This window comes from Agrobacterium sp. 20P9.1.2 (genome assembly GCF_057799395.1).
The window spans coordinates 105,039-119,111 of sequence record NZ_JBYOKI010000007.1 but is presented as its reverse complement, the minus strand read 5'-3'; the positions used below and the strand labels follow the sequence as shown (position 1 = coordinate 119,111).

Below are 14,073 nucleotides of genomic sequence, written 5' to 3'. Positions count from 1 at the left end.
GTCCTGTTCTCAGGCTTTTCTCTGCCTCAAGGCATTTCACACACTAAACACGTTGCAAATCGATCTGTCGTAGCAGCCTAGCTGCGTCCGTCGCTCTTGCGTCTTTTCTCATCACGAAAGGACCTGGTCGCTTGATCGCGCCGGGGCGGATTTCCTATGTCCAATGAACAATCTTTGCGTGTAAATGACGTTTCGAAAGCGGTTGATGATCTGGTCCGCCATTTCGGTGTCTGGACGACGTTAAAAACCGTGCTGGTCGTGGCATGGCAAAAGCGACGCGTGCGCACGCATGTCTCGCACCTGTCCGACCGCATGCGCCGCGATGTCGGCCTGCCAGTCAAGGGACCTTTGCCGGGCCAGCCATTGATACCACCCTGGTTCCCGCGCTTTTGAGGGGATAGCCCTCCGTCGGCTTGCTGGCGGAGGGTTTTTGCTGGACGTAACGTCGTTCAGACGTATCTTTGAGCGAGCATTAGAAATTTGCCAGTACGTCCGAGATTATTGAAGGAGCGATATGATGATAAAATCTCCTTCTCACCCCGGCGAATTATTGCGGAAAGACGTCATCGGCGCGCTTGAGCTTTCGGTGACTGAGGTCGCAAACAGGCTGGGCATTTCGCGCGTTTCGCTGTCTCGCGTCTTGAACGGTAGGGCAGGAATTAGTCCCGATCTGGCTTTGCGCCTTGAACGCGCCGGTGTCAGCACTGCCAAGGCTTGGCTTGCCATGCAGGCGAATTACGATCTGGCGCAGGCCATGCAGCGTCACCAACCGCCCGTGCGCCCACTGGATGACAAGGCGGTGTAATCAGAAATTAGCGCTTGATATCCTTTCGGCTTGGTGGCTTGCTCCGGTTCTCGATACTCGGAGGACGTTCCAATGCCGATTGAAAACTGGCTGGCCTTTGCGGCCGCATCTGCCGTTATGCTCGCAATTCCGGGCCCGACGATCCTTCTGGTTATTTCCTATGCGCTGGGGCACGGTCGCAAGGCGAGTACCGCCACGGTGGCGGGTGTTGCGCTGGGTGATTTTACGGCGATGACGGCATCCATGCTGGGGCTTGGCGCTTTGCTGGCTACATCGGCTGCTCTGTTTACCGGGCTGAAATGGGTGGGCGCTGCCTATCTAATCTATCTCGGTATCAAGCTGTGGCGTGCGCCTGTCATGGGGCAGGGGGTGGATGCGTCCGATGGTACGGCTAAGGAAAGCCCCTTGCGGATTTTCGTGCATACCTATGTCGTCACCGCGCTGAACCCGAAAAGCATCGTCTTTTTCGTGGCCTTCCTGCCGCAGTTTCTGGTGCCGACACAGCCCTTCTGGCCGCAAGTCTTGATCTTCGAAGCGACGTTTCTTGTGCTTGCCACCTGCAACGCGGCGCTTTATGGACTGTTGGCAAGTGCTGCCCGCAACACCATCCGCAAGCCCAATGTTCAGCGCATCGTCAACCGTACAGGCGGCAGCCTGCTGATCGGTGCTGGCCTGCTGACTGCCGGTTGGAAGCGCGCCGCCGGTTAAGAACGCCGCAATCCCATGCGGCACCCGATTGGATAAAAACAAAATGGCAGTGCCGCATATCTTTCTCGCCCTCGTAACCGTGTTTTTGTGGGGCTTCAATTTCGTTGTCATCAAGGTCGGCGTCATGGATATGCCGCCCTTGTTTCTAACGGCCCTGCGCTACTTCTTTGCCGCCCTTCCGCTCGTCTTCTTTTTACCGCGCCCCAAAGTGCCGTGGCCGCATATGGTCATCTACGGCATGGTCATGGGCTGTGCGCAGTTCGGTCTGCTCTATACGGCCATCAAATGGGGGCTTCCCGCTGGCTTGGCGTCGCTGGTCATGCAGGCGCAAGCCTTCTTCACCATGGCGCTGGCGGTCACATTGCTGGGTGAAATTCCGCTGAAATCACATGTTGCCGGTGCCGCCGTGGCATTCGGCGGTCTGGCCGTCATCGGTCTGGAGCGCCTCAACATCAGCGCCATGGTGCCGCTTTTGATGTGCGTCGGCGCTGCCTTCAGTTGGGCCATCGGCAATATCGTCAATCGCAAGGTCGGGCGCGTCAATGCCGTTTCCTTCGTGGCCTGGACGAGCCTCGTGCCGGTGTTGCCGTTAGTCGCGCTTTCGCTGGTGCTGGAAGGTACGCAGGCGATTTCGGCAGGATTGGCGTCCGCCAACCTGATGACGGTACTGGTCGTGGTTTATATGGCCTATGGTGCGACCATCGTTGGCGCTGGCATCTGGAGTTTCCTCCTGCTGCGTTATCCCGCAGGCACTGTCGCGCCATTTTCGCTTCTGGTGCCGATCGTCGGCTTTCTTGGCGCCTATTTCGCTTTTGCCGAGGAAATCACGCTCTTGGAAATCATTGGTAGTACGCTGGTGGTGGCGGGGCTGGCACTGAATGTGTTCGGACGTCGCCTGTCGTTGCGGCGCATTGCGTCCTGAGGTCGGCGATATTCCCTGTGCATTGCATTGACGCCACAGGTCATTCGCTGATTTTTTTGCTAAGGGAGACGTTCGCGGTCGTTTCAACGAATCGGCGGTTATCCATTCGCAGCGCAGGGAATTGTTAAATTGCAGGTCGGTATCGACATGGGAACCCTATCGGGCGGGCAGGTGGCCAAGCTTGATATCGAGGAATTGCTTGCCACGCGTTTGCTGGTGCAGGGCAATTCCGGTTCCGGCAAATCGCATCTGCTGCGCCGCCTTCTGGAGCAATCTGCGCCGTGGGTACAGCAGGTCATCATCGATCCCGAAGGCGATTTCGTCACGCTGGCCGATAAGTTCGGCCATGTGGTGGTGGATGGTGAACGCACCGAAGCAGAGCTTGCTGGCATTGCCAACCGCATCAGGCAGCACCGCGTTTCCTGCGTTCTGACACTGGAAGGGCTCGATATCGAGCAGCAGATGCGTGCCGCAGCCGCCTTTCTCAACGGTCTCTTCGATGCCGACCGCGAGTTCTGGTATCCGGTGCTGGTCGTTGTGGACGAAGCGCAGATGTTCGCGCCATCGGTCGCAGGCGAGGTGACGGAAGACGCGCGCAAGATGTCGCTGGGCGCGATGACCAACCTGATGTGCCGGGGCCGAAAGCGCGGTCTGGCGGGCGTTATCGCCACGCAGCGTCTGGCAAAGCTTGCCAAGAACGTCGCTGCCGAAGCCTCCAATTTCCTGATGGGCCGCACCTTCCTCGATATCGATATGGCGCGCGCTGCCGATCTTCTCGGCATGGATCGCCGTCAGGCGGAAATGTTCCGCGATTTGCAGCGCGGCAATTTCGTCGCGCTTGGACCCGCTCTGTCGCGCCGCCCGCTGCCGATCGTGATTGGCAACGTCGAGACTTCGGCGCGGTCCTCCTCGCCGAAGCTGATGCCGCTGCCGGATTCACCGCAGGATGTCGAAGACCTGATCTTCACGCCCGACCCGGAGGAGTTCAACCGCGCACCCGTGCGTCGCACCCCTCCGGCACCGCGCCCGACCACGGATATTCTGGCGGAGCTTTCGCGTTCCACGCCGGCTATTGGCGGGCCGGAACCGCAGCAGCCGCAACGCAGCAGCCAGCCCGAAATGTCATCGGAAGAGCGGACCGAGAAGATTTCTCTAGTGCTGACCGAAATTATGGACGATCCGCAATCGGCCTATCGAACCGACGCTGTGCTCTATCAGGAATTTCTGGTGCGCGCCCGCATGCGCCGCATTCCCGGCACGCCCATGGCGCTCTCGGAATTCCGACGGCAAGTGGCCATCACCCGTTCCGGCGTGGATGCTGACATGGCGGCCAGCGAAGACTGGCAGAAGGCGCTCGATCTTTCGAAGAACGTTTCCGATGATTTGCAGGGCGTGTTCCTGCTTCTCGTGAAGGCCGCACTTGCGCAGGAACCTTGCCCGTCTGATGCCCGCATTGCCCGCGCCTATGGCACGCATTCGGCGCGACGTGCGCGCATGCTGCTCGGCTATTTCGAGGAAAAGGAACTCGTGGTGGTCCACGCCGATTTCTCCGGCAAGCGCATCGTTGCGTTTCCTGATCTCGACGCAAAAACCGCACCCGGCGATGCGGATGCGGCTGAGGATATTGCGAAGCTGGCGGCTGAGTAGGCGGCAAGGCACCCTCATCCTCTTCATGCTCGGGCCTGTCCCTGATATCTGCCACGTTGTAGTTTTCTCGACGTGATTGGATCCTCGGGACAAGCCCGAGGATGACGGTGGAGCAAAAAAAAGGCGGGTTTCCCCGCCTTTCCTCATCACGATCAAACGTCCTTAAACCTTGTCGACTGTCTTCGTTTCCTTGCGCGTAGCCAGCAGCGAGCCGACGACGCCCGTCACGAGAATGGTGACGGTGATGCCCAGCGACAGGGCAGGTGGTATCTTGGCGATGCCCAGCATGTCAGCCACAAAGATTTTCGAGCCGACGAAGACCAGAACCGCAGCCAGCGCATATTTCAGATACGCAAAGCGGTGTATGAGCGCGGCCAGGGCGAAGTAGAGCGCACGCAGGCCAAGGATCGCGAAGATGTTCGAGGTGTAGACGATGAACGGATCGGTCGTGATCGCGAAGATCGCCGGGATCGAATCGACTGCGAAGATAAGGTCGGCGATTTCGACCATGATCAGCGCCAGAAACAGCGGCGTCACGAAGGTCTTCAGCTTGCCGGTCTTTTCATCGACTTCCTTGACGATGAATTTTTCGCCGTGCAGTGCATTGGTCACCGGCAGGTGACGGCGCAGGAACTTCAATATCTTGTTGTTGCCGATATCGTTTTCATCATGGTCTGACGAAAACAGCATCTTGAGGCCGGTAAAGACCAGAAACGCCGCGAAGATATAAAGAACCCAGTGGAAGTTTTCGACGATGGCAGCGCCCGCCGCAATCATGATGCCGCGCAGGACGATGACGCCGAGGATACCCCACAGCAGCACGCGGTGCTGATATTGGCGGGGAATGGCGAAGTAGGAGAAGATCATGGCGATGATGAAAATATTGTCCATCGCCAGGCTTTTTTCGACCACGAAGCCGGTGACATATTCCATGGCCGATTGCTGGCCGGACTGGTACCAAATCCAGCCGCCGAAGGCCAAGCCGATGGCGATATAGAAGCCGGACATCAGGAGGCTTTCGCGCATGCCGATTTCCTTGGAGTTCTTATGCAGAACACCAAGATCGAGAGCGAGAAGACCCAATACGAGAGAAATGAAGACGGCCCACATCCATGTGGGCGTGCCGAGAAAATCCGAAAAGAGGAAGTCCATCAGTCAACCTTTAGCCGGACGAGGTTGGCTTTACGGATGGGGAACGTGATTGATATAAACGTGGCCCCAACCTTAAGAAACTCGACATCGCGTATTGTCCGGTAATACGCCAGAGGGGCCCGAGTTCTGATCACGGAAAGCAAATAATGTGGCTGAACACCATTTCAAGGGTGTGTCGCCACTTTTTTCTCGTTGACATTTTTATGAAGGGAACCTAGAAGCCCCACAACACCGGGCAGCAATGCTCGGTGTATTTAGTTGGTTGCCTTGTGGTTCTTGAACGACGTTCGGTAATCGACATCACTGACATGTCCCGTGGCTTCTCCGTTCGCAAATGTGAGAAACCTGTCAGAGGTCCCAAAACGGACTTCAGAGGAGGGCGTGTTTCCTTGATCCGGTTTGGCAACAAACCGGTGTAACTTTCTGAAAGGAAATACGATGAGCAAGCGCGAATCGTCTAAGTATAAAATTGACCGCCGTATGGGCGAAAATATCTGGGGTCGTCCTAAGTCCCCGGTAAACCGTCGCGAATACGGCCCAGGCCAGCACGGCCAGCGCCGCAAGGGCAAGATGAGCGACTTCGGCACGCAGCTGCGCGCCAAGCAGAAGCTCAAGGGCTACTACGGTGAAATCCGCGAGAAGCAGTTCCGCGCAACTTACGACGAAGCTAACCGTCGCAAGGGTGATACATCCGAGAACCTGATCGGTCTGCTCGAGTCCCGTCTGGACGCGATCGTATACCGCGCAAAGTTCGTACCGACCGTTTTCGCTGCTCGCCAGTTCGTAAACCATGGCCACGTCACGGTTAACGGCGTTCGCGTCAACATCGGTTCTTACCGTTGCAAGGTCGGCGACGTTGTCGAAGTTCGCCAGAAGTCCAAGCAGCTCGTAACCGTTCTCGAAGCTGTTGCTCTCGCAGAACGCGACGTTCCTGACTACGTTGAAGTCGATCACAACAAGATGGTTGCGACATTTGCTCGCGTACCAGCTCTGTCTGACGTTCCATACCCAGTCGTCATGGAACCGCACCTCGTGGTCGAATTCTACTCGCGTTAATCAACGCGTGTCAGTTATAGAAAAAGCCGCCTTTCGAGGCGGCTTTTTTGTTGGGCGGTTTTTGAAGAGAAAGACGTTTGCCGGTATCGTGAAACGTCAACTGGCTACCTTGAAGTCGAAATAGCCGCAGACCGGAACGTGATCAGAAGGCTTTTCCCAGGCGCGGACGTGCTTTTCGACGGAGACGGATTGCAGCTTGTCCGCTGCTTCCGAGGACAGCATCAGGTGGTCGATGCGGATGCCGTTGTTTTTGGGCCATGCGCCCGCCTGATAATCCCAGAAGGTATAGAGGCCAGCTTCGTCCGTTGTGGTGCGCGCGGCGTCCGTCAGCCCGAGGTTTTCCAACCTGCGGAAAGAGGCGCGGGTCTGCGGCAGGAACAGAGCGTCGCCTTCCCACGCGCGCGGGTCGTAGCAGTCGAATGGCTCGGGAATGACATTGTAGTCGCCTGCGAGGATCAGCGGCTCCTCCAGCAGCAGGCGGTCCTCTGCAAAACGGTGCAGGCGCTCCATCCATGCCAGCTTGTAAGGGTACTTGACCGGATCATCCGGCGGGTTGCCATTGGGCAGGTAGAGCGAGCAGACACGGATAACGCCGCCATTGACGGAAAACACGCCTTCGATGAAGCGGGCCTGTTCGTCGGTATCATCGCCCGGCAGGCCGCGATTGACCTCATCCGGCATCATCTTCGATAGTAGCGCTACGCCGTTGAAGCCTTTCTGGCCATGCGTTTCCACATGATATCCAAGGGCTTCGATTTCCAGGCGCGGGAAATTCTCATCGACGGATTTGATTTCCTGAAGACAGGCGATATCGGGATTCGAATCCTTCAGCCATTGGCAGAGATTTTCGATGCGCGCCTTGACGCCGTTGATGTTCCAGGTGGCAATCTTCATCGGACATTCCATTGTGTGATGGAGTCCGTTTTAAACCAAGTGCTGGCGAATGCCACCCGTTTTCACGGTTTCAACAGGCGGAATGAAGGCTGGCTTAAATGGAGAAGCTGGTGCCGCAGCCGCAGCTTGCAACCGCATTCGGGTTCTTGATCTGGAAAGACTGGCCGAGCAGGTTGTCGACGAAGTCGATTTCCGAGCCTTCCATGTAGATCACGGACATGCTGTCGATCAGCACCTTGGCATCATCGCGGGCGATGACGAGATCGTCGTCCGTCGGGGCGCCATCGAGATCGAACTTGTAGGAAAAGCCGGAGCAGCCGCCGCCTTCGACGGAGACGCGCAGAGCCTGTTTGCCCTCTTCAGCTGCAACGATCTGGGCGATTCGTTTTGCGGCGGATTCGGAAAGTGTAATCGGTGTTGTCATGTGATTTCTCCAACCGGCGTCAAGAACCGGAGAGCTATGTTTGTATAAACGCGATTATAAACCAGTCAAATTAACGGTCTATAGCCTTGTTGCGCAGCGATGACGCTTTGCGACAACCTTCGGGATAGGTATGAAGGGTAGATGAAAAGGTCAATGGCAAGACCGTGGGATAAAGTTCAGCAGGATACGGAATGATTATCGATCAGCGCGCATTGGGGTTCGGAAGCGGAGAGAGGGCGGTTTATGCCACCGATCCATGGACGACACGCGGGCGGCTGTTTCCGGAGGCCTCCAGCCTCACGCGCTCCGATTTTCAGCGTGACCGAGATCGCATTGTCCACACGACTGCCTTTCGGCGGCTGAAGCACAAAACGCAGGTCTTCATCAGCCCGGATGGTGACCATTATCGCACCCGGCTGACTCATACGGTGGAAGTCGCGCAGATCGCCCGTGCGCTGGCACGCGCGTTGAAGCTGGATGAGGATCTGGCGGAAGGCGTGGCGCTGGTTCACGACTTTGGCCACACACCTTTCGGCCATACCGGCGAGGATGCGCTGGATGCGGTGCTGAAGCCCTATGGCGGCTTCGACCACAATGCCCAGTCGCTGCGCATCGTTACCAAGCTGGAGCGTCGCTACGCGGAATATGACGGCATCAACCTGACATGGGAGACGCTGGAAGGGCTTGTGAAGCACAATGGCCCGCTGATCGGTGAAAACGCGAAGGGCGATCATGGCCCCGTTGCGCTGCCGATCCTCGAATATTGCCAATTGCAGGACCTGGAGATCGGCACTTTCGCTAGCCTGGAGGCGCAGGTTGCAGCTATTGCAGATGACATCGCCTATAACACCCATGATATCGATGACGGTCTGCGGGCGGGCTATCTGACTTTCGACATGCTTGAGGAGGTGCCGTTCCTCAGCGGCCTGATGGCGGAAGTGCGAGCGAAATATCCCAACCTCGAAGACGACCGCTTCGCCCATGAAATCATGCGCCGGCAAATCACCCGCATGGTGGAAGATGTTATCGGCGTCGCGCAGCAGAACCTGAGCAAGCTGAAGCCGAAATCTGCCGCGGATATTCGTGGTGCCGATTACACCGTGGCGACGTTCTCGCCCGAGATGGCGGAGACGGACAGGCAGATCAAGAAGCTGCTGTTTGCGCATATCTACCGCCATGCGGAAATCATGCGCATCCGTGCCGGTGCAACGCAGATCGTGACCGACCTTTTCCACCGTTATATGGAGGTCCCGGCAGAAATGCAGAGCCACTATTGGGTAGACAGCATTCCGGGCATGAGCGTGGCCGCAAAAGCCCGGCACGTCGGGGATTATCTGGCCGGTATGACCGACAGTTATGCACTGAAAGCCCATCAGCGCCTGTTTGACCACACCCCCGATTTACGATAGGCAGCGGCAACCGCAGACCCGGTTTCAATATTGCCGGGACGTAGATGACAGCCTTCGCGCAGGTATATGATGATGAACCTTTTTGCCGATTTCGATACCAGAATCAAAAACGCGCTTGAGACGATCGACCTCGTCAAAGCCCATCGCGATGCTGTGGATTTCGGCCGAATTACTGTTGAATCTCCGCGCGACCCCAGCCATGGCGATGTTGCGACCAATGCTGCCATGGTGCTGGCAAAGCCGCTGGGCACCAACCCGCGCGCTCTGGCGGAACTGATCGTTCCAGCGCTGGAGCAGGATGAGGACGTGGACAGCGTCAACGTCGCCGGTCCGGGCTTCATCAATATCCGCGTATCCGTCGCCTATTGGCAGCGCCTTCTGGCAGGCATGATAGAGCAGGGCGTCGATTACGGCCGCTCAACTGTCGGCGCTGGCAAGAAGATCAACGTCGAATATGTCTCTGCCAACCCGACGGGCCCGATGCATGTCGGCCACTGCCGTGGCGCCGTTGTGGGCGATACGCTGGCGAATGTTCTGGCCTTCACCGGTTATGAGGTGACCAAGGAATATTACATCAACGATGCGGGCTCGCAGATCGACGTGCTGGCACGTTCGGTTTTCCTGCGTTACCGCGAAGCCTTGGGCGAAGAGGTCGGTGCCATTCCGCCGGGTCTTTACCCGGGTGATTATCTGGTGCCGCTGGGCAAGTCTCTGGCAGATGAATTCGGCATCAAGCTGCGTGCCATGCCTGAAGAGCAGTGGCTGCCGATCGTCAAGGACAAGGCCATCGACGCGATGATGGTGATGATTCGCGAGGATCTGGCCGCGCTGAACGTGAAGCACGACGTGTTCTATTCGGAGCGCACGCTGCATGCGGGCAATGCTGGACCTATTCTGTCTGCCATCAACGATCTGACCTTCAAGGGTCATGTCTACAAGGGCACGCTGCCGCCGCCAAAAGGCGAGCTGCCTGATGATTGGGAAGACCGCGAGCAGACGCTGTTCCGTTCCACCGAAGTCGGTGACGATATGGACCGCGCGCTGATCAAGTCTGACGGCTCCTATACCTACTTCGCGGCTGACGTGGCCTACTTCAAGGACAAGTATGATCGTGGCTTCGGTGAAATGATCTATGTTCTGGGTGCCGACCATGGCGGTTACGTCAAGCGTTTGGAAGCGGTTGCACGGGCGGTCTCCGAAGGCAAATCTAAACTGACGGTTTTGCTGTGCCAGCTGGTCAAGCTTTTCCGCGACGGCGAGCCGGTAAAGATGTCGAAACGCTCCGGCGATTTCGTCACTTTGCGCGATGTTGTGGATGAAGTCGGGCGCGACCCGGTGCGATTCATGATGCTCTATCGGAAGAATTCTGAGCCGCTGGACTTCGATTTTGCCAAAGTAACGGAGCAATCCAAAGATAATCCAGTGTTTTATGTGCAATATGCACATGCGCGCTGCAAGTCGGTTTTCAGGCAGGCAAACGAGGCATTTCCGGAGCTGGATGTGTCCCAGTTGACCATGGCGTCCAGCACGACTTTAATCAGTGATGTCAATGAGTTGCAGCTGATTGCTAAACTGGCCGAATACCCGCGTCTGATTGAGTCTGCTGCGCTCAATCACGAGCCTCATCGGCTTGCTTTTTATCTCTATGATCTGGCCAGTTCCTTCCATGGCCATTGGAATAAAGGTAAAGATCAGCCAGAATTACGTTTTGTTAACGATAAAAACCGAGAATTAAGCGTTGCCAGGTTAGGGCTGGTGAATGCTGTCGCAAATGTACTGAAGTCTGGATTGACGCTTTTGGGAGCGGACGCACCTGACGAAATGCGATAACATCTCACCATTATTTGCTCACAATACGCTGGCAAGAGCTGTGATGCGTAGATGGTGGAACACGTAATGGTCGAAAAAAATGTCGCGTATAACCGGGATAACCGGGCAGAAGAATTCGCCGACAACGATCCCTTGGCGCAGCTTGCGCGTCTCGTCGGTCAAGAGGATCGTCCTTCCCATGTCGCTTCCCCGGCTGCGCAGCATCCGGCGGAGCGTCGGGAGCCTGAATTCAATCTCGAAGACGAGTTGCTTCGCGAATTCGCGATCTACGATTCGCCACGCTACGAGCCTGTAGCGCTCGATGCGGCCAATGACGTGCGTTCGCCCGTTCCGGCTGGCGAGTTTATGCAGCGCGTCGAATCCGTATTCTCCCGCAAGGAGCCTGAGCTTGCACCGCCTGCGCCTGCGCCAGTCGAGCAATATGCGCCTGCCGAAACGGAAGAGTATCTGGTCGCCGAACATGCGTCCGCTGCGGCTTCCAACTTGCGTGACGATTTCAGCGATGATCCGGAATCTGTTGCGGCCTTGTTCGATGTCGCTCATCGCAACATCGCTCCTGAGCCGGTTTACCAACCAGAGCCTGAGGTGGCACCAGCCTATGTTGAGCCGGTAACCTATGCCGAGCCACAGCAGCCGGTTGCTCAGTATGAAGAGCCTGTCGTTTCCGCGCCGGTCGTTGAAACTCCAGTCCATCATCACATCGAGCCATCCGTAGCGCACCAGCCGAACTGGGAGCATATGGCGGAGACGTCTGGCGAAGTGGCCATCGATCTTGCCAGCGAGCTGGAATTGTCTGTTGCGGATGAAGCTCCGGCTCCGCTTCAGGTGTCCCCGCCGATTGCCCGTCGCTCTTCGCTTGACTATTCCAGCCTGCGCCTGCCGCTGGCCAACTTCGGCGCGCCCCGCGCGACGCCGGTTGCGCCGAAGGTAGAGCCTGTGGTCGCTGCACCGGCACCGGTTGCCGCGCAGTTCACCCAGCCCATGGAAGCGCCTGCAAATCACGTCGAGCCTTCCATTCCCGCCGGACAGAAGCTGTCGGCGATGGATGAGCTGATCTACGACGTCGCGAAATACGAAATCGGTAGTGTCGTTGCTCCAGCAGCGCGCATCGAGCCGGTCGTGGCTGTTACGCCGCCTGTTGCCGTTGCGCCGACGCCTGTCGTTTCCGCGCCTGTTGCGCCACAGCCGGTTGTTACGCCAAAGCGCGCAGAGCCTGCCTTTGAGCCGAGTGTTGCAAAGTCTGAGCCTGATCTCAGCGATTTCGATGCGTTCAAGGACGATGATTTCGAGCTTGCTCTTGATGATATCGATTTCGACATCGATCTTTCTGAAATCGCCAATATCGATGTCGCGGTGGCACCAGTGCCACAGCCTGCCGTTGCCCCACAGCCAACGCCTGTTGCGCAGGCCCCGGTCGTTCAGCCGAAGCCTGTTGTAGCACCGCCTGCACCCGCACCTGTTGCCGCAGCGCCCGTTCGTCCACAGCCTGTCGTGACACCTCCGGTCGCCCGTCAGGAGCCACCACGTCTGGTCACGCCGGTCGTTGTTGCACCGCCTGCTACGCTCGAAAGCCTCCCGTTCGATCCTTCGCAGATCGGTGAGACGGAAGACCAGCCGGAAACTATCACCGAGATGGAAGTGCCGGAACTGCCCGTTGGTGTGTTCGAGCCGAAGCCAGCGCCACGCCGTCAGGAAGAAGACCTTGATCTCGACACTGAGCTGGCAACGCTTTTCGCGCCTGCCGTTTCCGGTGGGCTGGATCGCAACAAGAATGCCGCTCCTCGTCAGGCCCAGCCGCAGCCGAGCCCGGAAGAAGTAGACGAATTCGAGCGCGCGCTGGAACAGGATTTCCGCCGCAGCATGCAGGAAGCCGCAGAGACGCGCGCATCCGGCGAAAGAATTGCGCCGACCGATCTTGCTCAGCAGGTTCGCTACTCCGACGACGAACGCGGTGGCGCACGCCGCTGGTTCGTTCCCATGGCAGCCGTTCTGGGTGTCGTTCTCGTCGGTGGCGGTACTTACGCGCTGATGTTCGGCAATGGCAGCGGGCAGGGCTCCAACGGAGCGCCGGTCATCATTTCCGCTGATAGCGAGCCGACCAAGGTCGTGCCGGAAAATCCGGGCGGTCGCGTGGTGCCAAACCAGGATAAGGCGGTTTATGACCGTGTTGCCGGTGGCGCGCCTGTTGACCCGAAGCAGCCTTCGCTGATTTCCACCAACGAGCAGCCAGTCGATGTGGTTCAGCGCACGCTGATCCCCGAGCAGTTGCCGCTTGAAGGCGAAAACGAAGACATGGATGCGGTCACCTCCACGCCGGTTGGCGAAACGGAAGACCCACGTCTGCTCTCTCCTGAAGAGAAGGCGCAGGCCGCTGAAAATCAGGGCGGTTCGCCGGTCAATGTATCGCCGCGCAAGGTCCGCACCATGATCGTCAAGCCTGACGGTACGCTGGTTGCGCAGGAAGTTCCTGCGCCTGCTGCATCCGCACCACAGGCGGACAAGGTTGAAGAGCTTGCCGCACCGAAGGCTAACGCTCCGGCAGAAGGCGCACCGGCTGTGATCTCCGCATCGCGTGTTCCTGTTGCTCCGGCACAGCCAGCCCAGCCACAGACACCGGCTCCGGTTGCCGCTGCACCGAAGCCTGCCCAGACGGCAGCACCGATGCCTGCATCGCGTCCGGCGGCTCAGCCTGCCAATGTCGTGGCGACCGTGACAAATCAGGGCAACGTTCGCCCGGCCCCGCCTTCGCAGCCCGCACAGGAAACTGCTGCAGCGCCAACGGCAACGACGAACGCGTCCTCCACGGGTGGTTACTTTGTGCAGGTTGCCTCGCTGCCGAGCCAGGCGGAAGCGCAGAAGTCCTACCAGAACCTGTCGGTCAAGTTCGGCTCCGTCATCGGCGGTCGCGGCGTAGACATCAAGGCAGCGGAAATTGCTGGCAAGGGTACGTTCTACCGCGTTCGCATCCCGGCTGGCGACAAGAACGAAGCGGCAGCATTGTGCGAGCGCCTGCGCTCTGCCGGTGGCAGCTGCCTGATTGCTCGCTGATTTTAGACTGAAAAGAATTGAAGCCGGGATGGTTCTACTGTCCCGGCTTTATTTTTGACTGGCTCTTCCATAAACTCGACGTCATCCTCGGGCTCGTCCCGAGGATCTGCCCACATTCAATGTCGGGGTTGGTTGGATCCTCGGGACAAGCCCGAGGATGACGGTGGAGAGAGAGGCC

General features: G+C 58.0%; 12 protein-coding genes. 9 read left to right on the top strand and 3 right to left on the bottom strand.

From position 1 onward, the window contains the following. Positions 1-156: 156 nt before the first annotated feature. The 5 genes from AC27VJ_RS18995 (at position 157) to AC27VJ_RS18975 (ending at position 4,082) form a co-directional block, all read left to right on the top strand. Positions 157-393, top strand: a complete 237-nt coding sequence (locus AC27VJ_RS18995) for a DUF1127 domain-containing protein (RefSeq protein WP_162727800.1) — start codon at positions 157-159, stop codon at positions 391-393. Positions 394-517: 124 nt separating this feature from the next. Further along, the gene (locus AC27VJ_RS18990; RefSeq protein WP_488685405.1) at positions 518-805 is read left to right on the top strand and encodes a HigA family addiction module antitoxin; all 288 of its coding nucleotides are present in this window, start codon (positions 518-520) and stop codon (positions 803-805) included. A gap of 72 nt (positions 806-877) precedes the next feature. After that, positions 878-1,513 (top strand): LysE family translocator, encoded by a 636-nt coding sequence (locus tag AC27VJ_RS18985; RefSeq protein ID WP_488685330.1) that lies wholly within the window; start codon positions 878-880, stop codon positions 1,511-1,513. Between the two features lie 43 nt (positions 1,514-1,556). Next, the gene (locus tag AC27VJ_RS18980) at positions 1,557-2,435 is read left to right on the top strand and encodes an EamA family transporter (RefSeq protein ID WP_488685329.1); all 879 of its coding nucleotides are present in this window, start codon (positions 1,557-1,559) and stop codon (positions 2,433-2,435) included. A 129-nt stretch (positions 2,436-2,564) separates the two neighbouring features. Then, positions 2,565-4,082, top strand: a complete 1,518-nt coding sequence (locus AC27VJ_RS18975) for a helicase HerA domain-containing protein (RefSeq protein ID WP_488685328.1) — start codon at positions 2,565-2,567, stop codon at positions 4,080-4,082. Positions 4,083-4,244: 162 nt separating this feature from the next. Here AC27VJ_RS18975 and AC27VJ_RS18970 read toward each other — a convergent pair whose 3' ends face one another. Further along, positions 4,245-5,234, bottom strand: coding sequence for a TerC family protein (locus tag AC27VJ_RS18970; protein ID WP_488685327.1), 990 nt, complete (start codon positions 5,232-5,234; stop codon positions 4,245-4,247). Positions 5,235-5,672: 438 nt separating this feature from the next. Between AC27VJ_RS18970 and rpsD the strand changes: the two genes are divergently transcribed. Next, positions 5,673-6,290 (top strand): 30S ribosomal protein S4, encoded by a 618-nt coding sequence (rpsD, locus tag AC27VJ_RS18965; RefSeq protein ID WP_488685326.1) that lies wholly within the window; start codon positions 5,673-5,675, stop codon positions 6,288-6,290. A gap of 96 nt (positions 6,291-6,386) precedes the next feature. On the opposite strand, the gene xth is transcribed toward rpsD, so the two are convergent. Together xth and erpA are read right to left on the bottom strand one after the other, a co-directional pair. Beyond that, positions 6,387-7,184 (bottom strand): exodeoxyribonuclease III, encoded by a 798-nt coding sequence (gene xth / locus AC27VJ_RS18960; RefSeq protein WP_488685325.1) that lies wholly within the window; start codon positions 7,182-7,184, stop codon positions 6,387-6,389. A 94-nt stretch (positions 7,185-7,278) separates the two neighbouring features. Next, complete coding sequence (gene erpA / locus AC27VJ_RS18955; protein ID WP_488685324.1) at positions 7,279-7,608, bottom strand: iron-sulfur cluster insertion protein ErpA; 330 nt, start codon at positions 7,606-7,608, stop codon at positions 7,279-7,281. Between the two features lie 191 nt (positions 7,609-7,799). Here erpA and AC27VJ_RS18950 point away from each other — a divergent pair, with 191 nt between their 5' ends. The 3 genes from AC27VJ_RS18950 (at position 7,800) to AC27VJ_RS18940 (ending at position 13,895) form a co-directional block, all read left to right on the top strand. Next, the gene (locus tag AC27VJ_RS18950) at positions 7,800-9,017 is read left to right on the top strand and encodes a deoxyguanosinetriphosphate triphosphohydrolase (protein WP_488685323.1); all 1,218 of its coding nucleotides are present in this window, start codon (positions 7,800-7,802) and stop codon (positions 9,015-9,017) included. A gap of 72 nt (positions 9,018-9,089) precedes the next feature. After that, complete coding sequence (gene argS / locus AC27VJ_RS18945) at positions 9,090-10,847, top strand: arginine--tRNA ligase (RefSeq protein WP_488685322.1); 1,758 nt, start codon at positions 9,090-9,092, stop codon at positions 10,845-10,847. 66 nt (positions 10,848-10,913) lie between these two features. Further along, positions 10,914-13,895 carry an SPOR domain-containing protein gene (locus AC27VJ_RS18940; RefSeq protein ID WP_488685321.1) on the top strand — a complete coding sequence of 994 codons (2,982 nt, stop codon included), beginning with the start codon at positions 10,914-10,916 and terminating at the stop codon, positions 13,893-13,895. The last annotated feature ends 178 nt before the right edge of the window (positions 13,896-14,073 follow it).